This window comes from Streptomyces sp. NPDC005866 (assembly GCF_040629895.1).
In the GTDB taxonomy this organism is placed as follows: domain Bacteria; phylum Actinomycetota; class Actinomycetes; order Streptomycetales; family Streptomycetaceae; genus Streptomyces.
The window spans coordinates 45,066-60,099 of the sequence record NZ_JBEXWP010000015.1 but is presented as its reverse complement, the minus strand read 5'-3'; the positions used below and the strand labels follow the sequence as shown (position 1 = coordinate 60,099).

At 71.1% G+C, this 15,034-nt stretch carries 15 protein-coding genes, 1 pseudogene and 1 riboswitch; of the genes and pseudogenes, 11 read left to right on the top strand and 5 right to left on the bottom strand.

Annotation, left to right across the window (positions count from 1 at the left end; genetic code table 11):
• Positions 1-44 precede the first annotated feature (44 nt).
• Positions 45-134, top strand: a riboswitch (ZMP/ZTP riboswitch).
• The 3 genes from ABZ396_RS22615 to ABZ396_RS22605 all read left to right on the top strand — a co-directional run bounded on the left by ABZ396_RS22615 (position 116) and on the right by ABZ396_RS22605 (position 3,540).
• Positions 116-1,612 carry a glycine hydroxymethyltransferase gene (locus ABZ396_RS22615; RefSeq protein WP_358915878.1) on the top strand — a complete coding sequence of 499 codons (1,497 nt, stop codon included), beginning with the start codon at positions 116-118 and terminating at the stop codon, positions 1,610-1,612. (Overlaps the previous riboswitch by 19 nt.)
• 170 nt (positions 1,613-1,782) lie before the next feature.
• Positions 1,783-2,796, top strand: coding sequence for a tryptophan--tRNA ligase (gene trpS, locus ABZ396_RS22610; protein WP_358915876.1), 1,014 nt, complete (start codon positions 1,783-1,785; stop codon positions 2,794-2,796).
• Positions 2,797-2,961: 165 nt separating this feature from the next.
• On the top strand, positions 2,962-3,540 hold the full coding sequence (locus tag ABZ396_RS22605; RefSeq protein WP_358915874.1) for a 2'-5' RNA ligase family protein: 579 nt from the start codon (positions 2,962-2,964) through the stop codon (positions 3,538-3,540).
• Between the two features lie 15 nt (positions 3,541-3,555).
• Here the strand turns inward: ABZ396_RS22605 and ABZ396_RS22600 are convergent, their stop codons facing one another.
• Both ABZ396_RS22600 and ABZ396_RS22595 read right to left on the bottom strand, forming a co-directional pair.
• Entirely contained in the window at positions 3,556-4,311 is a 756-nt protein-coding gene (locus tag ABZ396_RS22600; RefSeq protein ID WP_358915873.1) for a decaprenylphospho-beta-D-erythro-pentofuranosid-2-ulose 2-reductase, read from the bottom strand.
• Between the two features lie 22 nt (positions 4,312-4,333).
• Complete coding sequence (locus ABZ396_RS22595; protein ID WP_358915871.1) at positions 4,334-5,725, bottom strand: FAD-binding oxidoreductase; 1,392 nt, start codon at positions 5,723-5,725, stop codon at positions 4,334-4,336.
• A gap of 150 nt (positions 5,726-5,875) precedes the next feature.
• On the opposite strand from ABZ396_RS22595, the gene ABZ396_RS22590 reads away from it, so the two are divergent.
• From ABZ396_RS22590 to ABZ396_RS22575, 4 genes are all read left to right on the top strand, one after another.
• Positions 5,876-6,400, top strand: a complete 525-nt coding sequence (locus tag ABZ396_RS22590) for a phosphatase PAP2 family protein (RefSeq protein ID WP_358915869.1) — start codon at positions 5,876-5,878, stop codon at positions 6,398-6,400.
• Between the two features lie 137 nt (positions 6,401-6,537).
• Complete coding sequence (locus ABZ396_RS22585; protein ID WP_358915924.1) at positions 6,538-7,401, top strand: decaprenyl-phosphate phosphoribosyltransferase; 864 nt, start codon at positions 6,538-6,540, stop codon at positions 7,399-7,401.
• Positions 7,398-7,823 carry a GtrA family protein gene (locus ABZ396_RS22580; protein WP_358915867.1) on the top strand — a complete coding sequence of 142 codons (426 nt, stop codon included), beginning with the start codon at positions 7,398-7,400 and terminating at the stop codon, positions 7,821-7,823. Before ABZ396_RS22585 ends, ABZ396_RS22580 begins: the two co-directional genes overlap by 4 nt.
• Complete coding sequence (locus ABZ396_RS22575) at positions 7,811-8,716, top strand: YihY/virulence factor BrkB family protein (RefSeq protein WP_358915865.1); 906 nt, start codon at positions 7,811-7,813, stop codon at positions 8,714-8,716. The genes ABZ396_RS22580 and ABZ396_RS22575 overlap by 13 nt, the downstream gene beginning before the upstream one ends.
• On the opposite strand, the gene ABZ396_RS22570 is transcribed toward ABZ396_RS22575, so the two are convergent.
• Entirely contained in the window at positions 8,664-10,088 is a 1,425-nt protein-coding gene (locus ABZ396_RS22570; RefSeq protein WP_358915863.1) for a D-alanyl-D-alanine carboxypeptidase, read from the bottom strand. The genes ABZ396_RS22575 and ABZ396_RS22570 overlap by 53 nt on opposite strands.
• Between ABZ396_RS22570 and ABZ396_RS22565 the strand changes: the two genes are divergently transcribed.
• The 4 genes and pseudogenes from ABZ396_RS22565 (at position 10,027) to ABZ396_RS22550 (ending at position 12,850) form a co-directional block, all read left to right on the top strand.
• A complete protein-coding gene (locus ABZ396_RS22565; protein ID WP_358915861.1) occupies positions 10,027-10,266 on the top strand; it encodes a hypothetical protein in 240 nt (79 codons plus the stop codon). The two genes, ABZ396_RS22570 and ABZ396_RS22565, sit on opposite strands and share 62 nt — an antisense overlap.
• A 47-nt stretch (positions 10,267-10,313) precedes the next feature.
• A pseudogene (locus ABZ396_RS22560) lies at positions 10,314-10,631 on the top strand (metallophosphoesterase); the annotation flags it as partial.
• Positions 10,632-10,832: 201 nt separating this feature from the next.
• Positions 10,833-12,389, top strand: coding sequence for an ABC transporter substrate-binding protein (locus ABZ396_RS22555; RefSeq protein WP_358915859.1), 1,557 nt, complete (start codon positions 10,833-10,835; stop codon positions 12,387-12,389).
• Between the two features lie 59 nt (positions 12,390-12,448).
• The gene (locus tag ABZ396_RS22550) at positions 12,449-12,850 is read left to right on the top strand and encodes an ATP-binding protein (RefSeq protein WP_358915857.1); all 402 of its coding nucleotides are present in this window, start codon (positions 12,449-12,451) and stop codon (positions 12,848-12,850) included.
• Between the two features lie 34 nt (positions 12,851-12,884).
• On the opposite strand, the gene ABZ396_RS22545 is transcribed toward ABZ396_RS22550, so the two are convergent.
• Both ABZ396_RS22545 and ABZ396_RS22540 read right to left on the bottom strand, forming a co-directional pair.
• Positions 12,885-14,318 carry a HAMP domain-containing sensor histidine kinase gene (locus ABZ396_RS22545; RefSeq protein WP_358915855.1) on the bottom strand — a complete coding sequence of 478 codons (1,434 nt, stop codon included), beginning with the start codon at positions 14,316-14,318 and terminating at the stop codon, positions 12,885-12,887.
• Entirely contained in the window at positions 14,315-15,004 is a 690-nt protein-coding gene (locus ABZ396_RS22540; RefSeq protein ID WP_358915854.1) for a response regulator transcription factor, read from the bottom strand. The genes ABZ396_RS22545 and ABZ396_RS22540 overlap by 4 nt, the downstream gene beginning before the upstream one ends.
• Between the last annotated feature and the right edge of the window lie 30 nt (positions 15,005-15,034).

Genomic DNA, 15,034 nt, shown 5'->3' with positions numbered 1-15,034 from the left:
GGTGGACGCCACGGCCCCTGGACCCGGCGTGCCGGGTAGTGTGACCAGCGGGCCGTGACTGGCGCGCTGGGATGGGACCGACCATCGGGGAGCGGCCCTCGCTGGATCGAGTGCCGTGCGCCTGGGCCGAACCGTGAACGCCGAACGCCATGTCCGGAGGTCCCGAATGTCCGAGCCCCTGTCCACCGAGTCCACCGCGTACCGCGCAGCCCTCGATGTGATCCGCGCGGTCGAGCCGCGGGTCGCCGACGCCATCGGCCAGGAGGTCGCCGACCAGCGCGAGATGCTCAAGCTGATCGCCTCCGAGAACTACGCTTCCCCGGCGACGCTGCTCGCGATGGGCAACTGGTTCAGCGACAAGTACGCCGAGGGAACCGTCGGCCGCCGCTTCTACGCCGGCTGCCGCAACGTCGACACCGTCGAGGCGCTCGCCGCCGAGCACGCCCGCGAGCTGTTCGGCGCCCAGCACGCCTACGTCCAGCCGCACTCCGGCATCGACGCCAACCTGGTCGCCTTCTGGGCCGTCCTCGCCGACCGTGTCGAGGCCCCCTTCCTGGAGAAGGCCGGCGCCCGCCAGGTCAACGACCTCTCCGAGGCCGACTGGGCCGAGTTGCGCCAGGCGTTCGGCAACCAGCGGATGCTCGGCATGTCCCTGGACGCGGGCGGCCACCTCACGCACGGCTTCCGCCCGAACATCTCGGGCAAGATGTTCGACCAGCGCTCCTACGGCACCGACCCGGCGACCGGCCTGATCGACTACGACGCCCTGCGCGCCCAGGCCCGCGACTTCGAGCCGCTGATCATCGTGGCCGGCTACTCCGCGTACCCGCGTCTGGTGAACTTCCGGATCATGCGCGAGATCGCCGACGAGGTCGGCGCGACCCTGATGGTCGACATGGCGCACTTCGCGGGCCTGGTCGCCGGCAAGGTCCTCACCGGTGACTTCGACCCGGTCCCGCACGCCCAGATCGTGACGACCACCACCCACAAGTCGCTGCGCGGCCCGCGCGGCGGCATGGTCCTGTGCGACGACTCCCTCAAGGACCAGGTCGACCGCGGCTGCCCGATGGTCCTCGGCGGCCCGCTCCCGCACGTCATGGCCGCCAAGGCCGTCGCCCTGGCCGAGGCCCGCCGGCCCTCCTTCCAGGAATACGCCCAGCGGATCGTCGACAACTCCCGTGCGCTGGCCGAGGGCCTGATGCGCCGGGGCGCCACCCTGGTCACGGGCGGCACGGACAACCACCTCAACCTGATCGACGTCGAGACGTCCTACGGCCTCACCGGCCGCCAGGCGGAGACGGCCCTCCTCGACTCCGGCATCGTCACCAACCGCAACGCGATTCCGGCCGACCCGAACGGCGCCTGGTACACCTCCGGCATCCGCATCGGCACCCCCGCGCTGACCACGCGCGGCCTGGGCACGGCCGAGATGGACGAGGTGGCGGGCCTGATCGACCGTGTCCTGACGGCGACAGAGCCGGGCACCACCAAGTCGGGTGCCCCGAGCAAGGCCTCGCACGTCCTGGACGAGAAGGTCGCGCAGGAGATCGCCCATCGCGCGACGGACCTGGTGGCCGGCTTCCCGCTCTACCCGGAGATCGACCTGGGCTGATCAACGCCGGTCAGGGGCAGCGCCCCGACAGGGGGCGCGGGGCTGGTTGCGATGTGCGGCTACCGCCGCGTGGCGCGACCAGCCCCGACGGCGCCGCAGTCCCCGCGCTCCGTAATCACCCCCCACCCGGCGGGCCGTTCCCACCCTCTCCCTCTGAGAGAATGGTGAGCATGGCCTCTGATCGACCCCGCGTGCTCTCCGGTATCCAGCCCACCGCCGGCTCGTTCCACCTCGGCAACTACCTCGGCGCCGTCCGCCAGTGGGTGGCCCTCCAGGAGTCCCACGACGCCTTCTACATGGTCGTCGACCTGCACGCGATCACGGTCCCGCAGGACCCCGCCGACCTGCGCGCCAACACCCGTCTCGCCGCGGCCCAGCTGCTCGCCGCCGGCCTGGACCCGGACCGCTGCACCCTCTTCGTGCAGAGCCACGTCCCGGAGCACGCCCAGCTCGCCTGGGTCATGAACTGCCTCACCGGCTTCGGCGAGGCCGGCCGGATGACCCAGTTCAAGGACAAGGCGGCCAAGCAGGGCACGGACCGCGCGAGCGTCGGCCTGTTCACGTACCCGATCCTCCAGGTCGCCGACATCCTGCTCTACCAGGCCCACGAGGTGCCCGTCGGTGAGGACCAGCGCCAGCACGTCGAGCTCACCCGCGACCTCGCCGAGCGCTTCAACGGCCGCTTCGGCGAGACGTTCGTGATCCCGAAGCCGTACATCCTCAAGGAGACGGCGAAGATCTACGACCTCCAGGATCCGGCGATCAAGATGAGCAAGTCGGCGTCCACGCCGAAGGGCCTCATCAACCTCCTCGACGACCCGAAGACGACGGCGAAGAAGGTCAAGAGCGCGGTCACCGACACCGACACGGTCATCCGCTACGACGTGGAGCACAAGCCGGGCGTCAGCAACCTCCTCACCATCCACTCCACCCTCACCGGCAAGTCGATCGCCGAGCTGGAGCAGGAGTACGAGGGCAAGATGTACGGCGCGCTCAAGACGGACCTCGCCGACATCATGACCGACTTCGTGACCCCGTTCCGGGAGCGCACCCAGCAGTACCTGGACGACCCGGAGACGCTCGACTCGATCCTGGCCAAGGGCGCGGAGAAGGCCCGCGCCGTCGCCGCGGAGACGCTGACCCAGGCCTACGACAGGGTGGGCTTCCTGCCGGCCAAGCACTGAGCGGGGCGCCGGGGGCGCCCGGGGCGCTCCGGGGAGCGCACGGGAGCGCTGCACATCACTTCGGCCACGGCTGCCCGGAAGGCGGCCGTGGCCGTAAAGTCGATAGCCGGACGGTGGGGTACGAACCCGACACACGTCCGACCACCACGACCGACAGGAGATGACGTGGGGACCGTAACGATCGGCGTGTCGATCGCGGTCCCGGAGCCTCATGGCAGCCTGCTCCAGGAGCGGCGCGCGGGCTTCGGCGACGCCGCGGCCCACGGCATCCCCACCCACGTCACGCTGCTGCCGCCCACGGAGATCGCCGAGGAAAAGCTGGCCGCCGTTCAGGCCCACCTCAGCGAGGTCGCCGCGGTGGGCCGGCCTTTCCCGATGCGCCTGTGCGGTACGGGCACGTTCCGGCCCCTTTCGCCGGTCGTCTACGTCCGGGTGGTCCAGGGGGCGGACGACTGTGCCTGGCTTCAGCAGCGGGTCCGGGCCGCGTCCGGGCCGCTGGACCGCGAGCTGCAGTTCCCGTACCACCCGCATGTCACCGTCGCTCACGGGATCGACGAGGCGGCGATGGACCGGGCCTTCGCCGAGCTGGCGGACTACGAGGCCGAGTGGTCCTGCATGGGGTTCGCGCTGTACGAGCAGGGTTCCGACGGTGTGTGGCGGAAGCTGCACGAGTATGCGTTCGGGGGCTCCGTGGTGCCGCCACAGGCGGGGCACGTGGAGCGCGGGACCATCGCGAGCCGGTAGCCGACCGGTGGCCGACTAGATCGGCAACCGCCGGAACACGGAGCGCGGAGCATGCCGCAGCGCCGCCATCACCACCCGCAGGGCTCCTGGCACCCACACCAGCTCCGACCGCCTCCGCAGCCCCGTCTCGATCGCCGTCGCCACCGCCTCCGGAGTCGTGGCCAGCGGCGCTTCCTCCAGTCCCGCCGTCATCCTCGACCGCACGAACCCCGGCCGTACGACCATCACGTGCACGCCCGTCCCGTGCAGGGCGTCGCCCAGGCCCTGTGCGAACGCGTCCAGGCCGGCCTTGCTGGAGCCGTAGATGAAGTTGGAGCGGCGGGCCCGTTCCCCGGCGACCGACGACAGCACCACCAGTGAGCCGTGGCCCTGCGTCTGCAGGGCCCGTGCGCTGACCAGGCCCGCCGAGACGGCACCCGTGTAGTTGGTCTGCGCCACCCGCACCGCCTTCACCGGCTCCCGCTCGTCGGTCGCCTGGTCGCCCAGGACGCCGAAGGCGAACAGCACCAGGTCGATGTCACCCTCGGCGAAGACCTTGCCGAGGACGGTCTCGTGGGACTCGGGGTCGAGCGCGTCGAAGGGCACCGTGTGGACGTCGGCGCCGAGGGTGCGCAGATGATCGGCGGCGCGGTCCAGCGCGGGGGAGGGGCGGCCGGCCAGCCAGACCGTGCGGGTACGGCGGGCGATCAGCCGGCGCGCGGTGGCCAGCGCGATCTCGGACGTACCGCCGAGGACGAGCAGGGACTGGGGCATTCCGAAGGCGTCCTTCACGACAGCTCCTGAAGACGGGGGACTAGAGACCGAGACGGCGGGACAGGTCGGAGACGAACACCCCGCGCGGGTCCAACTCCGCACGCAGGGCACGGAAGTCGGCCAGCCGCGGATACATCGCGGCGAGCAGGTCGGGGCGCAGCCGGGCGTCCTTGGCGAGGTAGACGCGGCCCCCGGCGCCCGCGACCTCCTCGTCCAGCTCGTCGAGGAACGCGCCGAGGCCGGGCAGGGCGGCCGGGATGTCGAGGGCGAGGGTCCAGCCGGGCACGGGGAAGGAGAGCCAGCCGGGGTCGGCGTCGCCGAAGCGCTTGAGGACGGCCAGGAAGGACGGGCAGCGGCGCTCGGAGAGACGGGCCACGATCCGGCGCAGGGCGTCCTCCTGGCCGTACCCGACGACGAACTGGTACTGCACGAATCCGCCTCGGCCGTAGACGCGGTTCCAGTGCGGGACGCCGTCCAGGGGGTGGAAGAACGCGGGGATGCTCTGGAGCTGGCCGGTACGCGCGCGTGGCGCCTTGCGGTACCAGAGCTCGTTGAAGAGGCCGACGGAGGTGCGGCCCAGGAGGCCTTCGGGCACGAACGCGGGGGCGGCCGGGAGCCGGCGGGGGCGGAAGGCAAGTGGTGCACGTCCGGCGCGTGTGCCCTTGCCGAGCGCCTCCCGGGGTGCGTGGTCGCCCCGGGTGAGCACCGCGCGCCCGGTCGCCGCCCCGCGCGCCAGCAGGTCGATCCAGGCGACCGAGTAGCGGTAGCGGTGGTCCCTGGTGGTCAGGCGGGCCATCAGGTCGTCGAGGTCGGTGGCGCGTTCCGTGTCGACGGACATGTACGACGTCTCGACCGGAAGGAGGCGGATGGTCGCCGTGAGGATCACTCCGGTCAGACCCATGCCGCCGGCCGTCGCGTCGAACAGCGGGGTGCCGCGGCTCACCGTGCGGACCTGGCCGTCGGCGGTGAGGAGTTCGAAGGACAGCACGTGACGGGAGAAGGATCCCGAGACATGGTGGTTCTTGCCGTGGATGTCGGCGCCGATCGCGCCGCCCACCGTCACCTGGCGGGTCCCCGGGGTCACCGGGACGAACCAGCCGAGCGGCAGCAGCACCTCCATCAGGCGGTGCAGGGAGATCCCCGCGTCGCACAGGAGTGTGCCGCCGTCGGCGTCGATGGCGTGGATGCGGTCGAGGCCCGTCATGTCGAGCACGGCACCGCCGGCGTTCTGCGCCGCGTCCCCGTACGCGCGTCCCAGACCTCGCGCGATACCGCCGCGCGCCCCGCAGTTCCGGATCGCGTTCGCCGCCTCCTGGTAGGTCCGGGGGCGGATCAGGTGGGCGGCGGTGGGGGCGGTGCGGCCCCAGCCGGTGACGGGGACGGCGGTTTCGGGCTCGGCGGGACCTGCGGGCCCTCCAGGCTTTCCAGGCATGAGGACGACCGTATCGCTGCCGTATGGGTGTTATAGGCGTTATTGGCGATTTGTTAAGGAAGATCACCTGACTCCCCGAAACGGGTGATTATCGAAATGTCGCTCAATATGGTCGTAGATTTGGCGCTGTGACGGTGAACAGTGAGTCCAATGGACGACATGGACCACCGGATCCTCTCCGCACTGCACGCCTGCGGTGCCGATCCACGCGTCGCGTCCGCCGCGTGCGGTCTCTCCCTCGCCGGTGAGCACGGCGCGCTCTGGCTCGCGGCGGGCCTCGCCGGGGCCGCCGTGGACGGTGCGCGGCGCGGCGCCTGGTTGCGTGGCACGGCGCTGGTCGCGGGCGCGCACCTCGGCAGCATGGGCGTCAAACGGATCGTGCGCCGTGCGCGCCCCGCGCATGTCCGGCCCCGGGTGCGCACCGCGGGCCGGCACTCCTTCCCCAGCTCGCACGCCACCTCCGCCACGGCCGCGGCCGTCGCCTTCGGCGCGCTCGGCGCGCCCGCCCTCGCCCCCCTGGCGGCCGCCATGTGCCTCTCCCGACTGGTCGTCGGCGTGCACTACCCGACGGACGTCGCGGCGGGCGCGGCCCTGGGGGCGCTCACGGCGCGCGCCGGGGAGCGGTGGATGCGCGGGGGAGTGCCGGCTGCCTCGTGCGCGGGGAGGCGGGTGTGACCGAGACCGCGCACGCCGCCACGGAAGCGACCGCCGACGCCCTTGCTGAAACGAATCTGCACGAGCAGCGCGGCCACCCCGCCCAGCCGCACGGAGCGGCACGCGCGCGGGTCACCCCCGGCGGTCTCCTCAAGGGCCTGCTGAAGACCACCCGCCCCAAGCAGTGGGTCAAGAACACCCTCGTCATCGCCGCCCCGGCCGCCGCCGGCCGGCTCTTCTCCGCGCACGCGCTCCTCACCCTCACCCTCACCTTCGCCCTCTTCACGGCCTGCGCCGCCGCCGTCTACCTGATCAACGACGCCCGGGACGCGGACGCCGACCGCGCCCACCCCACCAAGTGCCGCCGCCCCGTCGCGGCGGGGCAGGTTCCGGTCCCCGTCGCCTACGCGGCGGGAGGCGTCCTGGCAGTCCTCGGACCCCTGCTCGCGGTCCGGCTTACCCCGCCCCTCGTCCCCGCCCTCCTGATCGCCTACCTGGGCATGCAACTGGCGTACTGCGTCGTCCTGAAGCACGTCCTGGTGGTCGACCTCGTCGTCGTCACCACCGGCTTCCTGATGCGGGCGGTGATCGGCGGGGTCGCGCTCGGCATCCCGCTGTCCCGCTGGTTCCTGATCACCACCGGCTTCGGCGCGCTCTTCATGGTGTCGGCCAAGCGCTACTCCGAGGCCGTGCAACTGGCCGGAAAAGCGGGCGCCACGCGCGCGTTGCTCACCGAATACACCACCGGCTACCTCCGCTTCGTCTGGCAGCTCGCGGCCGGCGTCGCCGTCCTCGCCTACTGTCTGTGGGCCCTGGAGGGCCACCGCACCGCCGCCGCGGGCCTGTTGCCGTGGCGTCAGCTGTCCATGGTCGCCTTCATCCTGGCGATCCTGCGCTACGCCGTCTTCGCCGACCGGGGCACCGCCGGCGAACCAGAGGATGTCGTCCTGCGCGACCGCGCCCTCGCCCTGATCGGCCTGGCCTGGCTCGCTATGTACGGGCTCGCGGTGGCCCACTGGTGACCGCGCACCCGCGCGAGCTGATCGGCTTCGCGACCGTCGGCCTGCTCGCCTACACCGCCGACCTCACCCTCTTCAGCTGCCTGCGCGGTCCGGCCGCCCTCGACCCGCTCACCGCCAAGTCCCTGTCCTTCCTGGCGGGCTGTACGGTCGCCTACCTCGGCAACGCGCGCGGCACCTACCGCCACGCGCGCGTGCCCGGGACGCGCCCCTACGTCGTCTTCGTCGCCGTGAACCTCGCCGGCGCCCTGGTCCAGCTCCTCTGCCTCGCCGTCAGCCACTACGGCCTCGGCCTCACCTCACAGCGCGCCGACACCGTATCCGGCGCGGTCATCGGCATGGCGCTCGCCACAATCCTGCGCTTCTGGGGTACCCGCACATTGGTATTCCGCGCAGGGGGCAGAGTCGGATCATGGAGTGGCTGAGAAAGATCCCCGTCGTCGGCCCGCTCGTGGGCTGGCTGGCGGGCACGCACGCGTGGCGGTCGTACGAGCGGCTGGACCGGGTGAAGTGGACCCGGCTGGCCGCCGCCATGACCTTCATCAGCTTCGTCGCGCTCTTCCCGCTGCTGACCGTGGCCGCCGCGATCGCCGCGGCCACGCTGAGCGAGTCACGGCAGCACACCCTGCAGAACAAGATCGCCGACCAGTTCCCGGGGATCTCCGACCAGCTGGACATCAACTCCCTGGTGCAGAACGCCGGGACCGTCGGTCTCATCGCCGGTGCCGTCCTGCTGTTCACCGGCATCGGCTGGGTCGGCCAGATGCGGGACTGTCTGCGCGCGGTGTGGGAACTGCCCGACAAGGAGGAGAACCCGATCCTTGCCAAGGCCGTGGACGCCGGCATCCTGGTCGGCCTCGGCGGCGCGCTGCTGGTCACCCTCGCCGTGTCCACGATCGCCTCGGCGGCGGTCGGCTGGACGGCGGGACAGCTCGGCCTCGCCGAACACGGCTGGGGCAGCCTGCTGCTGCGCATCGTCGCGTTCGTCGTCGCGGTGGCCGCCGACTTCCTGGTCCTGCTCTACGTCCTCACCCTGCTGCCCGGGGTCGAACCCCCGCGCCGCCGCCTGCTGGTCGCGGCCCTGATCGGCGCGGTCGGCTTCGAACTCCTCAAGCTGCTGCTCAGCGGCTATATACAGGGCGTCGCCGCGAAGAGCATGTACGGCGCGTTCGGCGTCCCGGTCGCCCTGCTGCTGTGGATCAACTTCACCGCGAAACTCGTCCTGTTCTGCGCCTCCTGGACGGCCACGGAGAGCAGCACCGAGGTCACGGACGAGTCCGCCGGCGCACCAGATCCGGCAGCGGCCAACGGCGGTTGACCAGGTACGCCGCGCTCACGAGCAGCACCAGCGCCCCGCCGGCGATCGCCAGCGCGACCCCGACCCCGCTGGAGCCGCCGGAGGAGGCGGCTGCCACCGGAGTGGACCCGGCGCCCTTCCCGGAACCGGACGGGGACGCCGAGGCGGTCGCCCCCGGCTGGGCAGTGGAGTCCACGGCCCCCTTCGGCGGGACCAGTTCACCCACCGGAGTGGTCTTGCCGACCGCCTGGAAACCCCAGTCGAAGAGCTTGGCGGTCTCCTTGTACACCTCGTTGTGCTCCTTCTTCTCCGGGTTCATCACGGTGACCAGCAGCACCTTGCCGTTCCGTTCGGCGACCCCGGTGAAGGTGGCGCCCGCGTTGGTGGTGTTGCCGTTCTTCACACCCGCGATGCCCTGGTAGACCGGCACGTCGGTGTCGCCGCTCAGCAGCCGGTTGGTGTTCTGGATCTCGAAGGACTCACGGACCGACTTGCCCTTGGCGTTCCTCGTCTCGCCCGGGAACGCGGCCCGCACGGTCGAGCAGTACTCCCGGAAGTCCTTCTTCTGCAGCCCGGAACGGGCGAACAGCGACAGGTCGTACGCCGACGACACCTGCCCGGCCGCGTCGTACCCGTCCGGACTCACCACATGCGTGTCCAGCGCCTGGAGGTCGTCGGCATGGGACTGCATGTCCTGGACGGTCTGCTCGACACCGCCGTTCATCGCGGACAGCACATGCACGGCGTCGTTGCCGGAGCGAAGGAAGACACCGAGCCAGAGGTCGTGGACCGTGTAGGTCTGGCCCTCCTTTATCCCCACCAGGCTGGAACCGGCGCCCATGTCCGCGAGGTCGGTCGGCACCACCTTGTGCGCGGTCGACTTCGGGAACCGCGGCAGCACGGTGTCCGCGAACAGCATCTTCAGGGTGCTCGCCGGGGGCAGCCGCCAGTGCGCGTTGTGCGCGGCGAGCACCTCCCCCGACTCGGCGTCGGAGACGATCCAGGAACGCGCCGTGATGTCCTTCGGCAGCACCGGCACGCCGGCGGCCAGACCGACCTGGGTACCGGGCTGCCCCAGCCGGGTGCCGCCGACCGTCGACATGTGCGCCGGGGGAGTGGCCGACGGACTGGTCGAGGGCGTGGGCGCGGCGAGCGCGGCCGGCGCGGTGAGCGACAGGGACAGCAGGGCGGCGGAGGCGACCAGCAGAGACCGGCCGGCATGGGTCTTCGATGCGGACACGGACGAGAACGTACCCGGCACGGAGGGCGAAGTCCCGCCACCGACCCCACCCCGGACACGGAACCGGACAGCGGACGGAGATACTGAACCCATGAAGCTCAGCCGTCCGGTCTCCTGGTTCCTGCTCGCCTTCGGGGTGTGGAGCTGGTTCATCTGGATCACTTTCGTCAAGAATCTCGTCAAGGACGGCAGCGGACTCGCCTTCGACCACGGCCATCCCACGGCGTACTTCTGGGTCCACCTGACGCTGGCCGTCGTTTCCTTCGTATTGGGGACGGTCGTCGGGGTCATCGGGTTGCGCGGAGTGCGTGCACTGCGCCGAATGTCATAGGGAGAGGCCCGTCGGGGTGATCGTCGTCTGCGGGCTTCGCGCCCTGGCGGGGTCCGGACTTCGACCGGGGGCTCGGCGGCCGCGACCCGGCCCGCGCCTGCGTGCTCCTCGCCCATCAGCCCGTCGAGATCCATGAGGCCGTCCGCCGTCACGTCGACCTCCAGCTCTCCGGCCACACCCACGGCGGCCAGCTCTGGCCCGGCAACTTCGTCGCGGCCGCGGCCAACCCGACGGTCGCGGGACTCGACCGCTACGGCGACACACAGCTGTACGTCTCCCGGGGCGCCGGCGCCTGGGGTCCGCCCACGCGCGTCGGGGCGCCCTCCGACATCACCGTCATCGAACTGGCGTCGAAGCGGGCCTGAACGCCGGGTGGCTGTGGAGGAGCTGTGAAATCCGGCGGAAACAAGCGCTCGGTAAGTTCTTCGTCATCTGGTCAGATCACTCTTCCCCCACACGAAACACCTGTGGTTAGGTGATCCGCGTCACTTAGGGGAGTGGCATCTGGGGAGGGCCTGGGTAGGGCCTGGAGCGGATCCGTGAGGGTCCTGGGGAGGGCACCAACCATGCGATCTGTTCGCATGCGGATTCTCGTGACGCTTCTCGTACTGGCGGTCGTGGGCATCGGCGGCTGGCAGCTGCTGCCGTCGCAGGGCAACAAGAACAAGGCGATCACCGTCGGTACGACCGACGCCGTCACCTCGCTCGACCCGGCAGGCGCCTATGACGCCGGTTCCTGGGCGTTGTTCAACAACGTCTTCCAGTCACTGCTCACCTTCGACCCGGGCGGTGTCCAGCCGGTCCCGGACGCGGCCCAGAGCTGTGAGTTCACCGACACCGGTCTGGAGACGTACCGCTGCGTCCTCCGGGACGGGATCACCTTCCCGAGCGGACGGGCGATGACCGCCGAGGACGTGAAGTTCTCCTTCGACCGGGTCAAGAAGATCAACTCCGACGTCGGTCCGGCGTCCCTGTTCTCGACGCTCTCCTCGGTCACCGCCGCCGGCAAGGCCGTCACCTTCCGTCTGTCGTCCCCGGACGCGACGTTCCCGTTCAAGGTGGCCACCGGCGCCGGTTCGATCGTCGACAAGGACAGGTACCCGGCGAACGGCCTGCGCACCGACAACTCGGTGGACGGCACCGGCCCGTACCGCCTCACGTCGTACACGAAGGACAAGCAGGCGGACCTGGAGCCCAACAGCGGCTACAAGGGCGGCCTCGGCGGCACCGGCCGTCCCATCCAGCTGGACTACTACCCCGACTCGGCCAAGCTCAGCAGTGCGTACAAGGCGAAGGAGATCGACGTCGCCACCCGCACGCTGCCGCCGGCCATGGTGTCGAAGCTCTCGCCGAGCGACCCCAACCAGCGTGTCACGGAGGCCGAGAGCGCCGAGACCCGCAACCTGTACTTCAACACCCGTAAGAACTCGTCCCTGCACGACGTCCTGGTACGCCGTGCGCTGGCCTGGCTGGTCAACCGCGAGGAGCTGGCCGCCACCGTGTACGAGGGGACGGTGGAGCCGCTGTACTCGCTGATCCCCTCCGGCCTCACCGGCCACACCACGTCCTTCTTCGACGAGTACCCGTCGCAGAGCGTGGCCAAGGCGAAGTCGCTGCTGCAGCAGGCCGGTGTCAGCACCCCGGTCGAGTTCTCCTTCGGCTACGGCATCGGGCACGGCGCGGGAGCCGAGGAGGCCGCCGCGCTGAAGAAGCAACTGGAGGCGGGCGGCCTGTTCAAGGTCGACGTCAAGGGATACGAGTGGACCGACTTCCAGAAGTCCTGGGCCACGGGCAAGATGGACGCCTGGGCGGTCGGCTGGGTCGCCGACTACCCCGACCCGGACACCTTCGGCGCCTCCCTGGTCGGCAGCGACTCCACGATGAGCACCGGCTACAGCAACAAGGCCGTCGACGGCCTCATCCTGGACAGCCAGCGGTACGCCGACCGCGCCCGCGTGAACGCGGACTTCCGCAACATCCAGACGGACGTGGCGAACGACGTGCCGCTGATCCCGCTCTGGCAGCGCACGGACTACGTCGTCAGCAGCGAGGACGTGGCCGGCACCCAGTACCTCACGGACAGCACGGGACTGTTCCGCCTGTGGAGTCTGAACTGGATCTGACGGGCGGGCACCCGACGCAGCACCATGTGACGGAGGTGTGCGTGGGGTGAGGAGCAGACGTGCTGAGACGCAACTCCTTCCGGCTGCCCCGGCATCCGGCGTCCGTGGGCCTGGCCCGGCACCGGGTCCGGGACCGTCTGGCCGACTGGGGCCAGGGCCCGGACGACCCGGCGGTCGATGACGCCGTGCTCCTGGTGTCCGAGCTGGCCACCAACGTCGTACGCCACGGCCCGCTGCTGGAGCGGGAGTTCGAGGTGGCGGTGACGGCGCTGGCGGACGGCTCGTGCCTGATCGAGGTCTCGGACGAGGGGCGGGTGGAGCCCCCGCTCCGGATCGTACGAGAGGACGGCGAGACCGGCAGGGGCCTGCACCTGGTGGAGACGGTCGCGGCGGCGTGGGGGGTGTGGAGCAGAGGCACACGGGGAAAGACGGTGTGGGCTCTGGTGTTGGCCGAGCCCTGAAAGCGTCCCCGGCCGTACGCCCCGCACCCGGAACTCACCCGGATCTCAGCGTCACCGTCACAGCCAGCCCCTCCCCGGGCGCTGTCCGCACCCACACCTCACCGCCGTGCGCGTCCACCACTCCCTGCACGATCGCCATCCCCAGCCCACTTCCCTCCGCACTCCCCACCCGGAAGAACCGGTCGAAGATCCGCGCGGCGTCCTCTTCCGCCAACCCCGGGCCCTCGTCCGCCACACACACCCGCACCACCCCGTCCGACCGCTCCACTCCCAGCCGCACCGCCGCCTCGACAGGCGTGTGCGTCCGCACGTTGGCCACCAGGTTCCCCAGCACCTGCCGCAGCCCCGACTCGTCGGCCCGCACCAGCACCGCCCCGTCGGCGCTGACGGCCACCGGCCGCCCCGGCTGCTGGGCCCGCAGATCCTCTGCCGCATCCCGCACCAGCCGGCTCACGTCCACGTTCCGGAACCGGATCTCGGGCCGCTGGTCGAGCCGGGCCAGCAGGAGCAGCTCGTCCACCAGCCGGCCCATCCGGTCCACCTCGCCGTGCATCCGGTCCCAGGCCCGCCGCCGCTCCCCGGGCTCGCGCAGCATCCCCTTGTCGTACAGCTGGAGATAGCCGCGGATGGCGGCGAGCGGTGTCCGCAGCTCGTGCGACGCGTCGGCGACGAACCGGCGCAGCTGGGCCGCGCTGCGCTCGCGGGTCCGGTACGCCGTCTCCACCTGGTGCAGCATCGAGTTGAGGGCCAGCCGCAGTTGCTCGACCTCCTCCGTCGGATGCTGGCTCGACGGCACCCGCCGGGTCAGATCGCCCTCGGCTATCGCCGACGACGTCTCCACCATGTCCTCCAGCGGCAGCATCCGGCGCCGCACGCTGAACATGGTCAGACAGGCCAGCAGCGCGAGCAGCAGCGTGCCGACGGCGAAGTCGAGCCGGAGCGCCCTGGCTATGCCCGCGTGCAGCAGCTCGGTCGAGGTGGCCAGCAGGATGTAGGGGCCGTCGGCGAGCCGGGTAGCCGTCACCCGGTACTTCGCGCCGTGCACGGTGACATCGCCCGGTTCGGGGGCGGCGGCGAGGGCGCGCGGGTCGTGCACGGCGGCCGCCAGACCGCGCTGGGCCTCGGTCGGCCCCATGTCGAAGACCGTGAGCGCGCTGCCGTGGGTGTCGACCACGGTGAAGATCGAGCCCGGTGCCGGGTCGGACTGCGCGGGCACGACCCGGTCGCGGATGACGCCGAGCGCGCCCAGTGAGTCGACCTGCCGCAGGGTGAGCCCCGAACTCCCCAGTGAGGTCCGCATCTTGAGCAGCGAGGAGTCCACCTGGTCGAGCAGGTACAGCCGCATGCCCATGATGCTGACCGTGGTCGCCGCCACGATGCCGATGGCGAGGAGGCCGACGTTGGCCAGGGTCAGCTTGCCGCGCAGCGAGTGCACCCCGTGCCGGTGCCGGCGCTTCCCGACGTTCATGACAGGCCGTACCCGACGCCCCGCCGGGTGGTGATCACCGGCGCGCCCAGGGCGTCCAGCTTGCGCCGCAGATAGCTGATGTAGGTCTCCACGACGGTCGACTCGGACGGCGCGTGCTCGTACTGCCAGACGTGCCTGAGCAGTTGCTCCTTGGAGACGATCCGGCCGCCGTTGCGCACCAGGAAGCGCAGCAGCGCGTACTCGGTCGGAGTCAGCTCGACCGTGCGGCCGGCGCGGTTGACCGAGTACGTCGTCTCGTCCAGCTCCAGGTCGCCGTAGCGCAGCGGCGGGCGCTGCTGGATGACGTCGGCCGGGCGGGTGCGGCGCAGCACCGCGCCGATTCGGGCGACGACCTCGTCGATGTTGAACGGCTTGGTGATGTAGTCGTCGCCGTAGCCGAGGGCGCCGACTATCTCGGCCGGCGCGTCCCGCGCGGTCAGGAAGACCAGCGCCAGGTCCGGCTGCCGGGCGCGCAGTTCACGCCCCAGGGCCCGTCCGTCGCCGTCCGGCAGCATCACGTCCAGCAGGGCCGCGTCGGGGCGGGTGCGCTCGGCCAGCGCGAGGGCCTCCCGGACCGTACCGGACGTCATCACCTCGAACCGGTGGTAGCGCAGGGCGATGGCGAGGACGTCCGCGATGCTCGGCTCGTCCTCCACGATCAGCACGGTGCTCCCTGGGGCCGTCATGCCCCCAGTATCGGCGCCCCCACCGACAGC

What these genes read in the sequence shown, in the direction of transcription:
- trpS (WP_358915876.1), top strand. Translation starts at nt 1,783, where the DNA reads ATGGCCTCTGATCGACCCCGCGTGCTCTCCGGTATCCAGCCCACCGCC.
- ABZ396_RS22595 (WP_358915871.1), bottom strand. Translation starts at nt 5,725, where the DNA reads ATGCCTGGAAAGCCTGGAGGGCCCGCAGGTCCCGCCGAGCCCGAAACC.
- ABZ396_RS22590 (WP_358915869.1), top strand. Translation starts at nt 5,876, where the DNA reads ATGGACGACATGGACCACCGGATCCTCTCCGCACTGCACGCCTGCGGT.
- ABZ396_RS22575 (WP_358915865.1), top strand. Translation starts at nt 7,811, where the DNA reads ATGGAGTGGCTGAGAAAGATCCCCGTCGTCGGCCCGCTCGTGGGCTGG.
- ABZ396_RS22565 (WP_358915861.1), top strand. Translation starts at nt 10,027, where the DNA reads ATGAAGCTCAGCCGTCCGGTCTCCTGGTTCCTGCTCGCCTTCGGGGTG.
- ABZ396_RS22570 (WP_358915863.1), bottom strand. Translation starts at nt 10,088, where the DNA reads ATGAACCAGCTCCACACCCCGAAGGCGAGCAGGAACCAGGAGACCGGA.
- ABZ396_RS22555 (WP_358915859.1), top strand. Translation starts at nt 10,833, where the DNA reads ATGCGATCTGTTCGCATGCGGATTCTCGTGACGCTTCTCGTACTGGCG.
- ABZ396_RS22545 (WP_358915855.1), bottom strand. Translation starts at nt 14,318, where the DNA reads ATGAACGTCGGGAAGCGCCGGCACCGGCACGGGGTGCACTCGCTGCGC.
- ABZ396_RS22540 (WP_358915854.1), bottom strand. Translation starts at nt 15,004, where the DNA reads ATGACGGCCCCAGGGAGCACCGTGCTGATCGTGGAGGACGAGCCGAGC.